The organism is Carbonatibacter coralli (assembly GCF_039592655.1).
Lineage (GTDB): Bacteria > Pseudomonadota > Alphaproteobacteria > Kiloniellales > Kiloniellaceae > Carbonatibacter > Carbonatibacter coralli.
The window spans coordinates 203275-220525 of sequence record NZ_JBBUTJ010000005.1; the positions used below are offsets into that span (position 1 = coordinate 203275).

At 49.2% G+C, this 17251-nt stretch carries 15 protein-coding genes; all 15 read right to left on the bottom strand.

All coding sequences use genetic code 11. The features are described 5' to 3' along the window. Positions 1 to 3 precede the first annotated feature (3 nt). Entirely contained in the window at positions 4 to 705 is a 702-nt protein-coding gene (locus AAAH10_RS12830) for a polysaccharide deacetylase family protein (protein WP_343564173.1), read from the bottom strand. Next, entirely contained in the window at positions 705 to 2543 is a 1839-nt protein-coding gene (locus AAAH10_RS12835) for an asparagine synthase-related protein (protein ID WP_343564175.1), read from the bottom strand. The genes AAAH10_RS12830 and AAAH10_RS12835 overlap by 1 nt, the downstream gene beginning before the upstream one ends. A gap of 12 nt (positions 2544 to 2555) precedes the next feature. Further along, positions 2556 to 3242, bottom strand: a complete 687-nt coding sequence (locus AAAH10_RS12840; protein WP_343564178.1) for a PIG-L deacetylase family protein — start codon at positions 3240 to 3242, stop codon at positions 2556 to 2558. 7 nt (positions 3243 to 3249) lie between these two features. Continuing rightward, positions 3250 to 3711: a GNAT family N-acetyltransferase gene (locus AAAH10_RS12845; protein WP_343564180.1), complete on the bottom strand. Its 462-nt coding sequence runs from the start codon at positions 3709 to 3711 to the stop codon at positions 3250 to 3252. Then, positions 3711 to 5798, bottom strand: coding sequence for an aminotransferase class III-fold pyridoxal phosphate-dependent enzyme (locus AAAH10_RS12850; protein ID WP_343564182.1), 2088 nt, complete (start codon positions 5796 to 5798; stop codon positions 3711 to 3713). The genes AAAH10_RS12845 and AAAH10_RS12850 overlap by 1 nt, the downstream gene beginning before the upstream one ends. Positions 5799 to 5898: 100 nt before the next feature. After that, on the bottom strand, positions 5899 to 6930 hold the full coding sequence (locus AAAH10_RS12855) for an ATP-grasp domain-containing protein (RefSeq protein ID WP_343564184.1): 1032 nt from the start codon (positions 6928 to 6930) through the stop codon (positions 5899 to 5901). Next, the gene (locus AAAH10_RS12860; protein WP_343564186.1) at positions 6930 to 7943 is read right to left on the bottom strand and encodes an N-acetylneuraminate synthase family protein; all 1014 of its coding nucleotides are present in this window, start codon (positions 7941 to 7943) and stop codon (positions 6930 to 6932) included. The genes AAAH10_RS12855 and AAAH10_RS12860 overlap by 1 nt, the downstream gene beginning before the upstream one ends. Next, the gene (locus AAAH10_RS12865; RefSeq protein ID WP_343564187.1) at positions 7940 to 9775 is read right to left on the bottom strand and encodes a hypothetical protein; all 1836 of its coding nucleotides are present in this window, start codon (positions 9773 to 9775) and stop codon (positions 7940 to 7942) included. The genes AAAH10_RS12860 and AAAH10_RS12865 overlap by 4 nt, the downstream gene beginning before the upstream one ends. After that, a complete protein-coding gene (locus tag AAAH10_RS12870) occupies positions 9775 to 10959 on the bottom strand; it encodes a DegT/DnrJ/EryC1/StrS family aminotransferase (RefSeq protein WP_343564189.1) in 1185 nt (394 codons plus the stop codon). Before AAAH10_RS12870 ends, AAAH10_RS12865 begins: the two co-directional genes overlap by 1 nt. Before the next feature lie 20 nt (positions 10960 to 10979). Further along, positions 10980 to 11996, bottom strand: a complete 1017-nt coding sequence (locus tag AAAH10_RS12875; protein WP_343564192.1) for a hypothetical protein — start codon at positions 11994 to 11996, stop codon at positions 10980 to 10982. A 3-nt stretch (positions 11997 to 11999) separates the two neighbouring features. Then, positions 12000 to 13028 (bottom strand): UDP-N-acetylglucosamine 4,6-dehydratase (inverting), encoded by a 1029-nt coding sequence (pseB, locus tag AAAH10_RS12880; protein WP_343564193.1) that lies wholly within the window; start codon positions 13026 to 13028, stop codon positions 12000 to 12002. A gap of 56 nt (positions 13029 to 13084) precedes the next feature. Then, a complete protein-coding gene (locus AAAH10_RS12885) occupies positions 13085 to 14077 on the bottom strand; it encodes a hypothetical protein (protein WP_343564195.1) in 993 nt (330 codons plus the stop codon). 22 nt (positions 14078 to 14099) lie between these two features. Further along, positions 14100 to 14942, bottom strand: a complete 843-nt coding sequence (locus AAAH10_RS12890) for an aldo/keto reductase (RefSeq protein WP_343564197.1) — start codon at positions 14940 to 14942, stop codon at positions 14100 to 14102. Next, the gene (locus tag AAAH10_RS12895; protein WP_343564199.1) at positions 14939 to 16705 is read right to left on the bottom strand and encodes an ABC transporter ATP-binding protein; all 1767 of its coding nucleotides are present in this window, start codon (positions 16703 to 16705) and stop codon (positions 14939 to 14941) included. Before AAAH10_RS12895 ends, AAAH10_RS12890 begins: the two co-directional genes overlap by 4 nt. Beyond that, positions 16702 to 17250, bottom strand: a complete 549-nt coding sequence (locus tag AAAH10_RS12900) for a GNAT family N-acetyltransferase (RefSeq protein WP_343564201.1) — start codon at positions 17248 to 17250, stop codon at positions 16702 to 16704. Before AAAH10_RS12900 ends, AAAH10_RS12895 begins: the two co-directional genes overlap by 4 nt. Position 17251 lies beyond the last annotated feature (1 nt).

The window sequence follows — 17251 nt, forward strand, 5'->3', positions numbered from 1 at the left end:
CGTTTAATCAGGTGTATAGCTCAGGCAGTTCAGGGCCAGTTGTTCCTTGTATTCAGCGTGTCTTCCGGCCACCAGCCTGTTGAGTTTTTCCTGGGGAGAGGAGCCTTCAAACACCCACCAGATCGGATGGGTCAGAAGCTGCAGTGCTGTCCCCTGTTTCAGGGCCTCATGATCCAGAGGATGCCCGTGTCGCCATTCTCCGCGTGAATCAGAACAATAGCCCATCTCAGAGAAATAGCGGGGTTGATAACTGTGAATGCGATCGGCAAGTTTGTGAGGATTGTTCAGGAATTCCTGTGCAGGCCGGTGAAAGGAAATGGAGTTTACCGTGCGGCCTGTTAATCCTTCAAGCCGGGCACATTCCTTTCTGGCTTCCTGATCCAGTGTGTCAGAATCTCCCGGATAGATACTGGCGTCAAAATGGAGATCAACATTATGTCCCAAATTGCCGATTTGTTTGAGCAGGGCAACATTTTCTGCTGTGAAAGCATTGTAGAGCGATGAGGTCAGCAGGACATAGTAGGTGCTTTTGATGCTCAGGGAATGCTCGAGTTCGGCCATTTCAAGAGCAGCCGCAATATCCATATCAATGTCGTGGCGAAGGATGATGTGTTTTTGTTCAGGCCTGGCCGTGTGAAAATCGACAAAGCAGTAGCCCGTATCTGACAAGGCAGTCAGAATGTCTTTGTATTCATTGAGATTCATCAGGCGATGTCCTTTTCCCGGGTCCATTGCAGTACCGTCAGAGCCTGCATGATAAACTTTGTATGATCCCTTCGTCCGCTCGTGTGCTCTTCAGCAATTTTCTCAAGACCGGAAGCATGAAACAGACCCAGCCCTGTTGCATTCTCAAGCTCGGGCAGGACTGCAAGAAAGGCCTTGCCCTTCTCTGTACGTCTGAAAAAATTACTCCAGGACATCCAGGATCCTCCTGTATCAAGGCCGTCTCCGTTTCTGCGGGGATCAGACTGCAGTCTGATTTTGCGCATTGCAGCTCTGTAGTAGGAATAGCCAATATGGCTCCAGGGGGAGGCTGCTGCACGATACATTGTATTGGCATCGGGAAGTTCCATGAGGTCCGGGGCCAGCTTTTGCATGGCTCTGATCATGACACTCTTGCCAATTCTCCATTCGGGCGGCATGGAGAGATAGAGATCCAGAAGTTCTGAATCATGCGAGATATTCCTGAAATCCATGTGGGGAGACATGGCATAGTAATCACTGTTGGTCGTGTAGTGGCACAGGCTTTCAAGAGCGATGGCATCATACGCATTTTCAAGGCGGCCATTGAGTTCGAAACTGTGACACAGACTGTGTGAGCGCTCCCTGATGTATTCCTCCCATTTCGGCTGACGGGAAGGCTGGACGAAAAGAGAGCGTGAATAACCGGGGATCTGTGTCTTTGCACTGAAGAGTACATCCGCAGGGGTTGTGCCTTCAATATTTCCCAGCGAAGGAAGCGCAGTTACGCTTCGGCCCAGCTTCAGGCTTCTTTTGGGGAGGAGAATCCCCCGGAAAAGAACATCCAGACCATGGCCGGAAAAAACCCAGTCTGTTGTTTCCGATATATCCCTGTAGGTGCCAAAAAGATTGCTTGGTCCGGGGAAAAGACAATCCGTCGCTTTGCTGTAAGCGCTCATGGACCCAACAAGCTGATCAATGTCTGTCCTGTGAAAGTGAAACCCGGCTCCGGCCTGGTTTGAGACTTTTTCTGCCAGACGGATCTCGTCGTTTTCCTGCATGCCGACCGAAAGGCAGGGCAGTATTTTTCCAGCATTTCGGGTCGCGGCCAGAACGGTTCTGGAATCAAGCCCTCCCGACATGAAAAGCCTGGCTCTTCCAGGGGCATTCAAACGACGTCTGGCTGCCCTGTTGACGGCTTCCGCGATTGCTTCGGACATTTGCTCCTGACTGAGTGAAGTCGTACTCCAGCACAGGGGCCTTGTCTTTTGAACCAGCAGCCTGTCAGTGGAAATCTGAAGATAATCGCCACCGGAAAGTTTGGAGATCCCTTTCCAGATCGTCCTGTTTCCAAAGGGTTTGCTGTTTGTGAACAGCTCCATTATCCCTTCTTCGTCCATGACAAGCTGTGAAGCAATCTCTGTGGGAAAGGCATTCACACGACTGCTGACAGCAAAACCGTTCTTGAAAGAGACGGCATAGAGTGTCCGGGTGCCCAGGCGATCACTGTAGAGATGTGCAGTGTTCTCTTCATGGTCATAAAGGCAGATGGCAAAGGAGCCGTTCAGGCTGCAGATGTCTGTATGCCTTTTTTGCAGATGAAGTTTCAGGATATATGCGGCCAGATCGGCTTTCAGGCCTGTTTCATCATAGATTTCACCGTCAACAAGCACGCTGAACCGATCCTGCAGAGGCGGCAGGTGCGTTTGTGTGTCTGCATTGATCACTCCGAAAGCAGCGCTTTTCCTTTCGTTTGTTCGGACAGGAAAGGAAAGCTGCTCTGATGCAGACATTCTGGAAAGGGAGCTTTGCACCGTCCGGTGTGCATCCGCCGTACCGGAAATGAGAAAGAGGCCTTGCATGTGGACTTTGCTTTAAATGATTTGCCGGACGACAGTGAAAGCTTCGGCAGCTTTGACGCCAACATCTGTTCCGCAAACCCTTGTTCTTGCTTCAAGAGCTTCCAGAGAGCGCGTATGCGGGAAATCCCTCATCTCGACAGCGTAGGCTTTCAGGGCTTCCATTTTTCTGTCAAGTTGCCGGGTGATGTCCACGAACAGGTTTGGAGAGAAGCGATGGGCCGACGCTTCTGCCGACCAGTTCGTTGCAGAGGCAATTTCTGCGGACAGTATTGTCTTCACGCAATGTCCCGGTTGTGGTCGACAGGCGGTCATCACGGCGCGAAATGTACGCTGGTGGTCGATATTCAGGTCGCATGAGCTGTGAGTGATGATCAGTTCGGGCTGGTATCTGGCGACAACGCTTTCTACGTGTCTGGTGATGTCCAGAAGCGGGACGCTGTCCATGGCGTTGTCCGGAAAACCGGCAAAATCGATGCTTGCAGAACCAACAATTCTGTTGGCTTTTTGAGCCATTTCCTCGCGTTCGGATTTCAGGTCTGCTGAGGAGTTTGCCCTGGCTCCGATACCATCGGTCATAAAGGCAACATGGACGTTTGTTCCCTGTTCGCTCAAACGCGCCATTGTCCCGCCGCAACCGAGGATTTCGTCATCAGCATGGGCAACGATGACACAGGCTGTTTTGATTCCTGTAAAGGCCATGGTTTTCTTATCCGGTAGTTCTGAGCGTTAAAAAGTCGATGGTTTCCTGTTCCAGAATAAAACCCAGTTTCCGGAAAAGCGAGAGAGAAGCTGTATTTGTTGTCCTGACTTCCGCAACAAAGGTCAGGGTTGCAGGAGCATGGAGCTTCCGGAGCCTTTGCATGCCGGCATTCAGGGCCTTGCAGGCCAGATCACGTCCCCGGAACGTCTTTTCAATATAAATATCAATGACAAATGATGCACTCTGCTCGCCCTGTTTCTGAAAGCGCATCTGACCGACAGGTTGATCCTGATCCAGAATGATGAAGAGATGGATATTGTCTGTCCCAAGAACGGACTGCAGCCAGTGTTTGTGATCAGATTCGGGAATGGTTCGAGCCGTCAGCTTCTTGTTTGAAAGGCTTTCCGGGCTGTTCACCCATTCCAGGAGCTTTTCCCAGTCACCAAATACAGCTTCCCGTATTTCCATCAGGAACTCTTTCTGACCTGGAAGGTGGGCTGTATCAGTTCACCCCGCAGGAATGTGTCAGGTTTTTTGCTGTCAACGGCAGTCCTCAGAGTTTGCAGGGCCTTTTCAAATCTTGAGATTGTCTCGTCTGTTATCTCGGGAGCTGTGTGAGCCCAGGAGAGATTGAATGAAGCGTTCAGCAGAATTCCGTTTGCATTCAGTTCCTGTCGCAAAAGTGTTTTGAAAAGAGCGTCCTCTGTTTCCAGTCCCTGGGCTTTGAGCAAGGGCCACCAGTCTTCAGCATAAACTGACAGGTTGTTCTGGAAGCCGTATTGCCTGAAAAGCGCATTGAGCTTTTCTTTCAGCAGTTTGCCGCAAGCCGAGATTTGTGACGTCACATCGTATTTGATCAACTTGTCAATTGTGGCGCAAGCCGCTGCAAGTGACAGGGTTTCTCCTCCAAAGGTGCCCGAGAAGAAAATATCCTCCATCAGGCGCATGATCCTTTTCTGTCCGACAACGGCAGAAATCGGCATGCCGTTTGCCATGGCCTTTCCGAAACAGGACAGATCGGGTGTCACATTGTAAACGTGCTGTGCGCCGCGGACATCAATGCGGAAGCCGGTGATGATCTCATCAAAGATCAGAACTGTGCCCGAATGGTCACAGAGATCCCGAAGATGCTGAAGATAGCCTTCCGGAGGAGGCACTGCACCACAAGGTTCAAGGATGATGGCAGCAATCTGATCGCCTTCGGACGTGAAAAGGTCGCGGGCTTTTTCGAAGTCCCCAAAATCAAGCCTGAGAGAGAGCTCCTGAACACTTGCGGGTACTCCGAGATTGCGGGTGGTCGTTCCAATGTACCAGTCGTGCCATCCGTGGTAGCCGCACACGACAACCTTGTCCCGTCCCGTGTAGGCTCTTGCCAGTCTGATCGCAGCCGAAGTGGCATCAGAACCGTTTTTGCCAAAGCGGACCTGTTCGGCAGAGGGGATCAGCTCAACAAGCTTTTCCGCAAGTCTGAATTCAAGGTCCGAGGGAAGGGAGAAGGTTATGCCCTTTTCAAGCTGACGGTGGATGGCCGCATCAATATCCGGATCGCCGTATCCGAGAACGTTGGGGAGCAGGCCCATAACGTAATCAATGTAGCTGTTGCCATCGATGTCGAAAACCCGGGCACCTTTTCCGCTGTCAAGGAAAAGGGGGCCTGCACCTTTGGAAACCTGCTGATAGCTTTTGCTGAAAGTCTGACTCGCCAGAGGGATGATTCTTTCAACCCTTTCAAAAAGCGAATTGGATTGCTCATAGCGGCGGGGCAGATTGCTCCGGTTTGAACGCCCGGCATCCTGTCCGGTTTCGAGATCGGCCAGTGCGCTCGTTCTGGATTTGATGTCCCGGTTGTAGTGCAGAAGGTCGGGATTGGCAATCAGGCATGAGAGACCGTCTTCCCATGAGAAGCCTTCCGGCAGAAGCGGGAGAAAACGTTGCAGGAAGCAGAGGTCTTCCTCGGTATCCAGTGTCCAGCGCAGATGGGAAAAATCACTTTTGTGTTTGAGATGACCAACGCGAAAGTCTCCGGTCATTTCCCGCGGGAAGAAGCCGGTTCTCAAATAAGGTGTTACATGCTCGCGGAAGCGCTGGCTTGTTACCTTTTCATGAGCCTCTTCAAGAGCCTTGAACGAAAGGACCTCGACATCCAGCCCATCCGGGTAGGTTCTGAGAAGGGCGTTGGAGTAGTAGTCATAGGCACCGGTTTCAAAGTCGGAGACAGCCTGATCAATCAGACCGGGGTCAATGGCAGGGCAATCGGCGGTCAATCTGACAAGCGTTGTTGCTTCCAGTGCCTTTGCTGCCTTGTAAAACCTGTCCAGAACATCGGTTTCGCTGCCGCAGAAAACAGGGATTTCAAGGGCTTTACAGGCTTCGACAATCGCCTGGTCTGCGGGTTCCTCGCTTGTAGCAACACAAATCTGATCCAGTTTCCGTGCGTTCTTTACACGTGCGACCATGTAAGCCAGGACGGACTGGCCATTTGTGATTTCCCTGAGGACCTTGCCAGGAAGTCTGGATGACCCCATCCGGGCCTGAATTATTGCAACAGTTTTCATGAGAAAAACCTGTAAAGGGTTTCGCCGACAGTTTCCGATATAGCCCGCTGTGCGTCATGATTTTTACAAACAGCAGGTGACGACATGGGTGTTTTTCGAACTATTTTCTTGCGATTGCTGTGTAGGAATAGAAGTGCTGGCCGAAGTCGGGCTGTGCATTTTCCAGTGGTTCGTTTTTCAAGAGCGATATCATATCATCAAAAAGAGACGCCCCGGCCATCAGGGAGACAGAAAGGCTCCCGCTTGCTCTTGGATTAATTTCCAGCAAGGCAGGCTTGCCATCTCTGGTGGTCATGAAATCAATGTCAAAGAGCCAGCTTGCGTTCAGTTCTCTTACGACCCTTTGTCCCATCTCAATCAGCGCATGATCCTCTGTCAGTATGAAGCCTTCGTTGGGGACAATATGATTCACACGTTTCCTGGGTATTAACGCATGGCTTGTCCCTTGCCAGGCGAGGATGTCAAGATCATATCCGGGACCTTGCAAACACTCCATGACGAGTTGGGTGTCGGTGTTGTAGTTGTGGAGGTAATTTTCACGGAAAAGCCTGAAATTCGTGTGAATTTCCCTGCTGTTAGGAAAGAGCCTTGTTTCTGTTAAGGCATTATCAATGAGTATTGTTCCCCGCCCGCCCCTGGCACAGGGCTCCTTCACGACCGCTTTTCCTGTTTCCGAAATTGTCAGTTCAATTTTTTCCAGTATGTCATCCTGACTTCTGGTTTCGTGCCACAGAGGCAAATCGATACCAATTTCCTGAAGCTTTTTGTAGGTTGATATCTTGTTGGAAAAAATATCCAGCAGCTCAAAGTCATTACAGGCAACAACTGTTCCTGCAGCTTCGAGAGTTTCCTTGTGCTTTGCCAAGCACAGCGCTTCTTCATCGGCGCACGGGAAAATCAGATCTGCGTGCTCGTTTCTGCAGATTTGTTCAATACTTTCCAGATAATCAGGGGAATTGCCACTGGGTACAGTATAAAAAGCATCGCATAAATTCCTGGCAGACGGGTTTTCAAAACAATCCGTTCCAATGATTCTGAAGGAATGTCTGGAGCTTTGTTTGATAAGACGGATAAATTGAGTTGATAAAGCTCCACCAATACAGGTGATAATAATTGTTTTAATATTCATCATTAAATTGTGTCCTGCAAAATGGCGTCGAGAGCTTTCATGTCTCGCCGAAGAGGTTGTCCGAGAATGTCATGATACATGGAAGCGTTGAGTGGAGCGGCGCTCTGTTCGTTCAGGCGGAAAAAGAGGATGTCTTCTTCCTGAAGAATATGACCCTTTCTCAAATCGGTCGCAACGACCATGTAGCGGCTCATCTGGTCACGCATTTTTGCTGTCTCTTCAGAAAGGACCTTGTCGTGAGAGCCCATAATTCTTTCGGTTTGGCGAATGGTCCCGGTCATGCATGCGAATTCTTTGGGCTCAAGAGAAAGACGGTGGTCAAATTCCGGCAGGTTCTTATCAAGTGTAAAGTGTTTCTCGATCATAACAGCACCAGCAGCGACCGAGAGGCTGGCTGCCGTTATTCCTGCGCTGTGATCTGAAAAACCGACGGGCAGTGCAAAGCGCTTTTCCATCCAGGAAATGCTTGCGAGGTTCAGATCCTTGTCCTCTGCAGGGTACAGGGACGTACACTGGAACAGAGCAACCTGATCATTTCCAGTGGATTTTACAGTGTTCAGGGCCGCCTCAATGTTGTCTTCATCTGCCATACCTGTAGACATCAGAACAGGTTTGGAAAAGGATGCTGTTTTTTCAATAACAGGGAGGCAGCTTAGCAGGCCACTTGAAATCTTGAAGCCGGAGGGGTCAAGTTTGCTGATCCATTCCAGGGTCTTGAAATCTCCGGCAGTGGTGAAGGGCTCCATCCCGAGTTCTCTTGCATATTCGAACATTCGGGCGGTTTCTTCCCGCGACAGAACGGCTCTGCTGAAGAGTTCATAGCTGTAGGTGTCTTTGGCGTAGTTTCGCTCGGGATCAACTGTCTGCAACTTGATGGAATTGGCTCCGGCTGCAGCTGCTTCCTCAATCATTCTGGCGCAGGTTTCAACAGAACCTTCGTGATTGATGCCGATTTCTGCAATCACGAAAACAGGATGCTCTTTGCCAATCGGAGTTTTGCCGAACCAGAGTGTCATTTTGATGCGTTTCCTGTTTTGCCGTGTTCCTGCATAAGACTTCTTAACCACTTGTAGCCGTTTGCTCCAGCATTATAGCTGTGCAGTCCCATAAATTCCCTTTTGAACAGGTCGTGCTGTGCTTTGCTGTCTTGCCAAAGCCCTTGAATGTTCTCAATGTCCTGCTGAAGAAATGAAAGCAGTGAGCGATGAAAGTCGGGAGCCAGACTGTCAAAATAAAAACCGCTTTCAAGAAAGTAGTTTCTGGCCTGACTGTTCAGGCGAAATCCTTCGTGGGGTGAATCAATATAAATGACTGGCAAGCCTGCCAAAAGGCACCAACTGAGGGTGCTGCTTGCGCCGACAGTCATGACAGCCTGATAGTCACGCAGCATAAAACGCAGGTCTTTGCCTGTTTGAAGAACACGGATGTTCTCGTGTTGCCGGGCCTGTTCTATCAGGGGATTTGCATCCGCATATCTTGATACGGGATAGGGTTTGTAGAAAAAGGTGTGCGCACTTTTGGACAGAACCTTGTCAAAGAGCTCCTTTTCCCTGATTACATTTTGAACATCACTCTGGAAAACGCCTCCGTTGAAAAAGTATCCTGTCAGGTTCATGGCTGATGGATAAACTATTCCTCTGGCGTGTGGTTTGGGCTTGGTTTTTTTGGTGTAGGAGACAAGATCCGAAGGAGCACCCAGGGCAACAGTGCTGGTTGTTTTCGGGGATCTCTTGAACGGGTTCGTGTTGCTTGTCTTTTCTGATTCCCTGGCAATGGCGCCAAAGTATTCCGGTATTACGTTCTCGTAATTGATCTGGTTTTGCCGGTTTGCCAGTACTTCTCGCGTAATCCCGTGCTGAAATCCTGCAAAGACAACGTTTTGTTCAAGGCTGCACCTGAAAAGAGCTTCAGCAAAACCGGACCACGGGAAGTTCGCAAGTATGAGACTGTTTCCGGAAGAGTTGAAAGCGTTCCGGGAGTTGCTCAGATAGACTTCGATTTCCTGTGCGAAAAGTTTTCTCAGGTTTTGCAGGGTCAAATCCGCTATCTCGGGGGCAACAAGGAGTGCAAGTCTTCCCTTTGCAAGGGAGGCGATGGACTCCATGGCCCTGTCTGCAAGCTCGCCTGCTTTCGAGCCCGGGATCTTTTGATCAGGACGCGCAAGTTCTTTTACTTTGAAACCGCGTAGCAGAAACTCAACGCCGATATCGCGCAGCAGTTCATTGTAGCGGGAGACATAGACGGTCCCGGACGAGAGTTTTTCAGGGATGATTCTGGAAAGCTTGCGACCCGCGAACCAGACCAGATGTCTCCAGCCTTCCACTTGAAGGCGTTCGAAAAGCTCTTTGGGGGTTTTCCTGTGAGCAGGTAATCTGGATTTTACTGTGACGGGAATGGTTATAACGTGAGCTTCAGGATTGTTTTGCAGAAGGTAAAGCCACGGCGGAGCAGGAGTTGACTGTCCGCCTGTGTCTACAATCAGGCAGGGTTCCGTCAAATCCCCAGATTGTACGAACGCAGATTTAATGATATCAATCTGCCACAACCAGATTTGCTGTGTGAAGGTTCGCGACAGAAAGGAAAGCGTGCTGTCAGAGTCCAGAACCTTGAAGCAGGTTTGACAGAAATCGTCGATACCCAGATAAAATTCCTGCATCTTCTGTGGATCAATCCGGTCATCAAGCAGGGTTGTGTTGTAAGAGTTTTCCTGATGCAGGATCGGGGAACGGCACAGGATTTCTGCATTTGCCGGCAAACCGTTTTCAAAGCAGCGTTCAAGGGCTTCTCTGCTCTCACAAAAAACCTTTTGAAAGGCCGAGAGGTCATCGCCGAATTTGATTTTTTTCATTATCTGTTGGTCTTCAGAACTGTTTTCAATGCGTCTGAAATATAGAAGACGTCTTCACTGGACAACTGGGGATACATCGGAATGGACAGGGTGCGGTTGTAATAGGTTTCAGCCCCCTCGAGAAAAGGATAGTTTCGCTTGCGATACCAGGGTTGCCTGTAAAGTGGTATGTAGTGAACCTGGGTACCGACACCTTTGGCTTTCAGGGCGTTCATTACCTCTGTCCGGCTTCTGCCAAGCTGTTCGAAATCTATTTTGACAGGGTAGAGGTGCCAGGCGTGCTGTGAGGAATCATCGGGCCTTTCCGGGCATTCCAGATAAGGAGTTCCGGCGAGTTCCTGCTCGTAAAGACGGGCAATCTCACGCCGTTTGCGGTTGGCTTCGTCCAGGCGTTTGAGCTGGCTGATGCCCAGAGCAGCCTCCATTTCGGGCAGGCGCATGTTAAATGATGGCGCATGCATTTCATAATACCATGGTGCTCCGGCTTCCGGTGCGTGATCCCAATCTTCCGGATTTCTGGTCATGCCATGATTTCGAAGAAGCCTCATTTTCTCCATCAGTTCACGGTTTCTGGAGATGCAGGCACCTCCTTCTCCGAGGCTCAGATGCTTGATTGCATGGAAGCTGAAGACTGCGACATCACTGAAGCGGGAGGAACCAAGATATGATCTTGAACCGTCAGATGTCCTTACCGTTGCGCCCAGACCGTGACAGGCGTCCTCTATGACGAAGCAGTTGTGCTCTTTTGCTACCCGGCAGATTTCTTCAAGTTCACCAGCCTGTCCGCCAAGGTGGACGACAGTGATGGCCCTGATGGGAATGCTGGAGTGTTTGAGTGCTTTTTCAACTGTTTCTGCTGTTAACAGGCCCGTATCAGGATCAACATCGGCAAGCGCGACAGGAGCATTCAGCATGAGTGCTGCACTGGCTGAAGCCAGGAAGGTGACAGGGGTGGTCAGAAGACCTGCTTCCGGGCCCAGACCAAGGGCGGAATAGGCAATCCACAGGGCGGATGTCCCGTTGTTGCAGGCCAGAGCCTGACAATCATCCCCGAGGTAACGGGCAAGATCGTTTTCAAACCCGGTCAGCTTTGGCCCCTGGGTCAGAAAATCGGAATGCAATGCCTCCAGAACAGCGTCCTGATCTTCCTGGGTGATGTGCTGGCGACTGTAAGGGTAGAACATGTCTTGGTTTCTTTTCCGTGTCAGGTTGGGCCGTTTTCCAGGAGCGCGCTTGCAAGTCGTTTTGCCCCATCTGAATCCAGTGTTTTAATCCCGCTTTCCGACATCCTGTTCAGGCTTGAAGGATCGAGCAGCATTTCTTCCAGCGCGTGCTTCAACTGATCAGGATCCTTTCCGGAAAAGCTTTTTATCAAACCCAGTTCTTCTGCTTCATGGATCAGCCGGTTTTGATTGTCTATCTGCCTGATAACAAGGGCTGGAAGGCCGTTTGCGATACGTTCAAGCATTGAGACTCCTCCTGTCCCGACAGCTATATCATGGGCCTGGTAGAGGGCTTCCATGCTTTCGGGGGCGATCAACAGCTCTGCATCGGGAAGTTCGCTTGCCGTTTTTCTGACTTCTTCTATATGAGGCGCTGCTGTACCAAGAACAACTGTAACCTTGCAGGAGACAGCGAGCTTTTTTACAGCCTGAAGCACTGCTGCGCTCAGGTTGATGCTGTCACGATACCCTGCCGAGACCAGTATTGACTGTGGCCTCTGGCGGTCAGAAAAAACGCGTTTTCGGGGAGTGGTTGCTATTGGCAGCAAGACAAATTCGGCCCCGTCAAGAACAAGGCGGGAATTTTGATCCTTTGAGCTGTTTTCTGAAATGAGTGACTGGCGAATGAACCGATCTGCGGGCAGATCATGCTGCCCAAAGTCATCAAAGACTGACAGCGTGCTTAGGGTTTTGATTGCTGAGAGTTCGTGTGGTGCAACATTGTAGTGATCAATCACAACGTGACAGTTTTTTGTTGCCCTGCATTGTGCAACCAGCTTCCCTGAGGAGAAATGGTCGTTTTCCTCCGTGACTTGAAGATTGCCCATGCCTGTCAGAATGCCTTTCCAGGGGCTTTCGGCATGAAGTGCCCCCGGATCAACAAAAACCTGACAGCTTTGCCCTTGCCTGAGAAGTTCCTCCACCAGCTTGAGAGAGCGGCGCATGTGACCGCCTCCGGATTCCGGACGACTTGCTATTCGGAAAAGCCAGTGTGTCATTTTCTATATTTTGATTGATTCAATGAGCGCGGCGATTTCGTCATGGCTCATCCACCAGTCGTTGGAACCGCTGTCATATTCGAAGGCTTTGTCGACGGGTTTGCCGTGAGCTTCGATTTTCTTCTGGAAATCTTCTGTATTCCACCAGTGCAGTGTGGGTTGAAGGATATAGTAATCCCCCATGTCGATTGCATTGCGGGACTCTTCCATCGGAATCATCACTTCATGCAGCTTTTCACCCGGGCGAATGCCGATAACTTTATAGGTTGCATTGGGATGGAAGTGAGAGAGGGTATCAACAATCTTCACACTTGGCAGTTTGGGAATGAAAATCTCTCCTCCTTCCATTGTAGACATAGCCAGGTTTACAAGTTGAACGCCGTCAGCCAAGCTGATGACAAAACGTGTCATGCCTTCATGTGTAATGGGGAAGACAGTTTCTCCTTCTTGGGCCAACTTTTTAAAGAATGGTATTACGCTGCCTCTTGATCCTGCAACATTACCATAGCGGACGACGGAAAAACGCGTCTTTGTTTTTCCTGACAGATTGTTTCCTGCTATAAAAAGTCTGTCAGAACACAGTTTTGTTGCGCCATATAAATTAATTGGGTTGGCTGCTTTGTCTGTCGAGAGTGCGACGACGCGTTTTACACCGTTTTCAATGGCTGCATCAATGACATTCTGGGCGCCAATAACATTGGTTGCGATGCACTCTGTAGGATTATACTCGGCAGCTGTTACATGCTTCATAGCTGCTGCATGTACGATTAAGTCTACCCCGTTGCAGGCTCGAACTAAACGATCCTTATCCCTTACATCCCCGATGAAATATCTAATGGGATAGAGATCTTCGGGGAACTGTTGAGCCATTTCATATTGTTTGAGCTCGTCGCGTGAGAAAACAATAACTTTTTTTGGTTTGGCATAGTTCAGAATGGTACCAATAAATTTTTTACCAAAAGAGCCTGTTGCCCCAGTCACAAGAACGGACTTGTTATGATAAATGTCATAAAAAGTGTCGGTAAGCTGCATTAAGGAGTCCTTTAGCTTTTAATTTCAAGATGCTATTAATCTAATTTCGATTTTACTTAAACACTTTTATAAAAGGCCCTGTGAGATTTTGCAGCATCTAGTCTCTCTTGTGGTGTGTAAAAGCGGTCTCCCGGCTGAATTTTATGTATTATATTATTACCGTTTTCATCTGTAACATTTTGAATAATAATGCTTTCTTTTGTGCCGGTTGATACAAGTAACCAATTTTTGTTAACGCGTTTTATAAGCCCGCTCATAAAGGGATGATCGTTTGGCTCGCCGCCATGGATTTGAGCAGATTTGATATGTACGAGATTCCCGTTGTGATAAGTGCAGGCGCCGCAATATGGTTCATCAAAAGCATTAATAAAACGATATAAATCTATTGCATCATTAGACCAGTCTATTGCCCCGTGCACTTTTGCATTTAAGCGGGGATTGTAGTGCCCAATATAATCAGGCTGTTGGTAAAGTGAAAATATTTTACCGGAGATAATTTCTTCTAAAAGGTTCTTGCAGAAAAGTGCCAGTCCCTTTTTATAAAATTCTTCATATTCAATTGGCCTAATACAATTGGGTGGGAAGAGACTCTCTGAAGATTTAATGATAGGACCTGTATCAATTCCTTCATCAATTAGGTGTGCAAGATGAAGGCATATTTTGTCTCCCCGCATTATTCTCCAAGAAAATCCTCCGCCTCCTGCATCAAAAGGGAGTCTACTACCGTGAAAATTTACAAGATTGTTTTTAAAGAAATTTTGGATATCTGTCTTTTTGAAAATCCATCGAGCACCAAAACTTAAAAAAAGAGTTGTCTTTAACTCATGATTTTTCTCAATGTGTTCTTTGAATGAAGAGTCAATTTTCTCAAAAACTTTGATTGGTAATCTTTGTTTTTCTTTAAAAAAATCTATTTGAGCCGGGCTGGTAATAATTTCAGTTTTGAGGTTTTTTCTTTCACACCATTGTAACAAGTCATCCATAATAGAAGAGTAACCTATTAAAAGGACACTTTGGAGTGATGGCATTGTAAATTTGTCTGGCATCATATTTCATTTTCCTTTCAGGTTGCTACCATTTGCGGGGATCCACTAGATCATCTGAAAGTGCATAACTTTTCCAGTGAAAATTCTTTAGGCCAGGCACAACGGATGTGGTGATCCGTTCCAGTTGCTGGAGGGTGTGCACACCGAATACAACTTCGTCGATCAAACCGCTGTTTCCGACAAAGGCCATGCAGGCCTCTTCAGGAGTGGAAAAGTTCTCATGAAGCTGTTGGACCATGTGGCTGGCTTCCCTGAAAAAGGGAGGCAATTCAGATGGACTGGTGAGGAGAAGGCCCTGAAGAAAGACGGAGCGTGCCTGGGTCGTGATATCCAGTTTCTTCAGCTTTTCCAGATGTCCGGAGTGTACAAGACGTTGATCCGCAATACTGATCGGGAGCTGGATGACATCCGGTCGGAACATCTCGAGAACGGTGTCAATGTCATCGGCATCATAGACGGAGACACCGATCCGTTTGGCGAGCCCTTTGTCTTTGAGTGATTGCAGGCATCTGATCAGGCTTCCCCCCGCTGTGCCCTTTAGCTGTGTGACGCTGTGAACGAGAAAGCTTTCAACCTCTGAAGCTTGCAGGGCTCTCAGGGAGTTGGAGAACTGCTCTTCGAGCTGTTCCGGAGCAAGGTCGAACTGCCCGCCAAAGGTTTTTGTCTGCAGGGCAAAGGAGTGAACGGCATTGAACTGACCCAGCCTTGTTTCCGATGTACCGTAGGCGGGAGAGGTGTCCAGCATGTCAATGCCTGCTTTTGCGGCCTGTTTCAGAAGGCTCTGCAGAGTGGTATCGTCCACATGATCATCTGTCCGGGTGACCCCGTAAGGAAGACCAAACTGTGCTGTTCCCAGTATAAGCTTCATTGGTATTCCGCTGATTGTCTTGTGTTGTGGCGCTGGTGTTCCAGAATTTCACCGTTCTCCATGATGACAGTTTCATCAACGCCCTGGATCGTTGTGTCCCTGTGCGTAATGATCAGCACGAGAGCTCCGTTGCTGTGAGCATACTGGCGAATAGCCTGTGTGACTTTCTGTTCGGAAAGGGGATCAAGTGCACTGGTTGGCTCGTCAAGTATAAGCAGGGGGCTTTTCTTGAGGAAACAGCGGGCAAGGGCGAGGCGCTGTTTCTGCCCTCCGGAGAGATTGCCGCCCCCTTCTTCAAGGAGGGTCTCGTATTGCCCGGGAAGTTCCCGGATGAAATGATCGGCATAGGCCATGCGGGCGGCCTCTGTGATTGCCTGATCATCTGCCTCGCGATTTGAAATGCAAATGTTGTCTCTTACAGAGCCTTTAAAGAGGAAAGGTTCCTGGGCTGAGTAGGATACAATCTGGCGGATTGTTTCCTGTCTTTCCGCCGGGATGTTCTGCCCGTCAAAAACAAGGTCACCGCTTTGTGGTGTGATCAGTCCCGACAGAATATCCACAAGGGTGGATTTTCCTGCTCCGGAGCTGCCGGTTATGGCGATCACCCGCCCCATCTCAAATGTCGCGCTGATGTTTTTGAGGACCTGCCGCTGTCCTTCACCATAGGCGTAGCAGACTGACTTTACATCAATGGCTTTTGTCAGGGCTATCGGCGTGCCTGCCTGTGCCGTATTGTCACGATTGGTGTCACAGTTCTCCAGTTCCTTTTTCAGGGTCTCCAGACTGACGATGTGCTTCGTCAGGCCCTGCTGCTGCTTTGCAAAAGCCTGTGCGGCAGGAGCCAGCCTCAACAGGATCAGGGCGAAGAGCGTGATGGTGTTGATCGTCATGTCCAGAAAGGTCACGGAAACATAGAGGAAAGCCATCATGACAGCAGCAATTGTCGGAGCCATGACAAGGGGAATCTTGGCTCCGTTTTTGACGAGATCAACCTTCAGAGTGGCAAAGTTTTCCGAGATGCCTCTCAATTGTTCTGTCTGTTGCTGTTGCAGACTGAAAATCTTCACGGTTCTAAAAGCCTGATAGGCTTCTGTCAGGAAGGCAGCAAAGATCGTTCTGTAGGAAACAATCTGGTTTGAGACCTCTCTGGTTTTTCTGACATAGACCTGTACGACAAGGAGCAGGCCTCCCAGCATCAAGATGGCCAGACCACTGGAAAGAGGTGCAGTGACTACAATCAGGGCAATATAGATTGCGAAGGTAACAATGTAGCGGGCAAAGCGAATGTAGCCTGTCAGGACCAGTGCTGCTGCCTCGGTCTGGTGATCCAGCAGATTGATGAACCTGCCGCTGCCGAGCTGTTCAATAAAACCCAGCCTGGAAGATTGGATGAACTGGTAGCTTTTGATTCTCAGATCTTTTTGAAGAGCTGTTTCGGTCTTTGACAGCTTGATAAGATACCAATAATCGAAAATCTGACGAAGCAGGACGGCGATCAGCACAAGGCTGGTGAGGGTCAGGAGATCGACAGGAAGAGACAGGAACTCGAAAAAGCGGATCGCGTTTGACCAGAAGCTGTTGTCGCTGGAAAGCTGCTCCAGATCTCCCTCTGCTGCAATAAAATCCAGAACAGGAAGAATCAACCCCAGTCCCAGGGCTTCAAAAAAGACACCTGCAACACTCAGACACAGCAGCAGGGCAACAAGCCTGCCGGACAGCCTGCCGTGCTCTTTCAGGAATGAATAGTTTTGTTTTGGTTTCATTTGAGGGCCCCATTTTTAGTAAAATATGAGACTTGGATTAGATCTGTGCGGTGCCCTTCAAAAAGGAATTGCCCAAAGCGGCGACTTTCTTCCTTCATTCCGCTTTTGGCAAAGATACGTTGCATTCCGAGGTTGGTTGCCATGGTGCCTGCTGAAATTTTTTCAACGTCTGTTTGCTCTTCAAGAAAAGACATGACTGTGGTCCAGGCTTCAAGCCCGATACCTTGCCCCCATGTTTCCCGGGCTCCAATGATTATGCCGATATCGGCAACCTTGTTCGGGAGATCAACAATTGCGTTAATATTACCGATGTGAGCGTTGCTGTCCTTGAATTCAATGGCCCAGAAATAATCAGGTCCCTGAAGAAATCTGTCTCTATATCTGGTGCAGCTTTCTATGGTGTGGGAGGTATGTCTGTTTTCGCTGTAGCGAACCGTTTCAGGATCGTTGAGCCACTGGACGTATTGTTCGTTTAAATGCCGATCTGAAAACGGGCAAAGCTTCAAACGTTTGCTTTCAAGAACAGGAGTATTGAAAAGAGACATT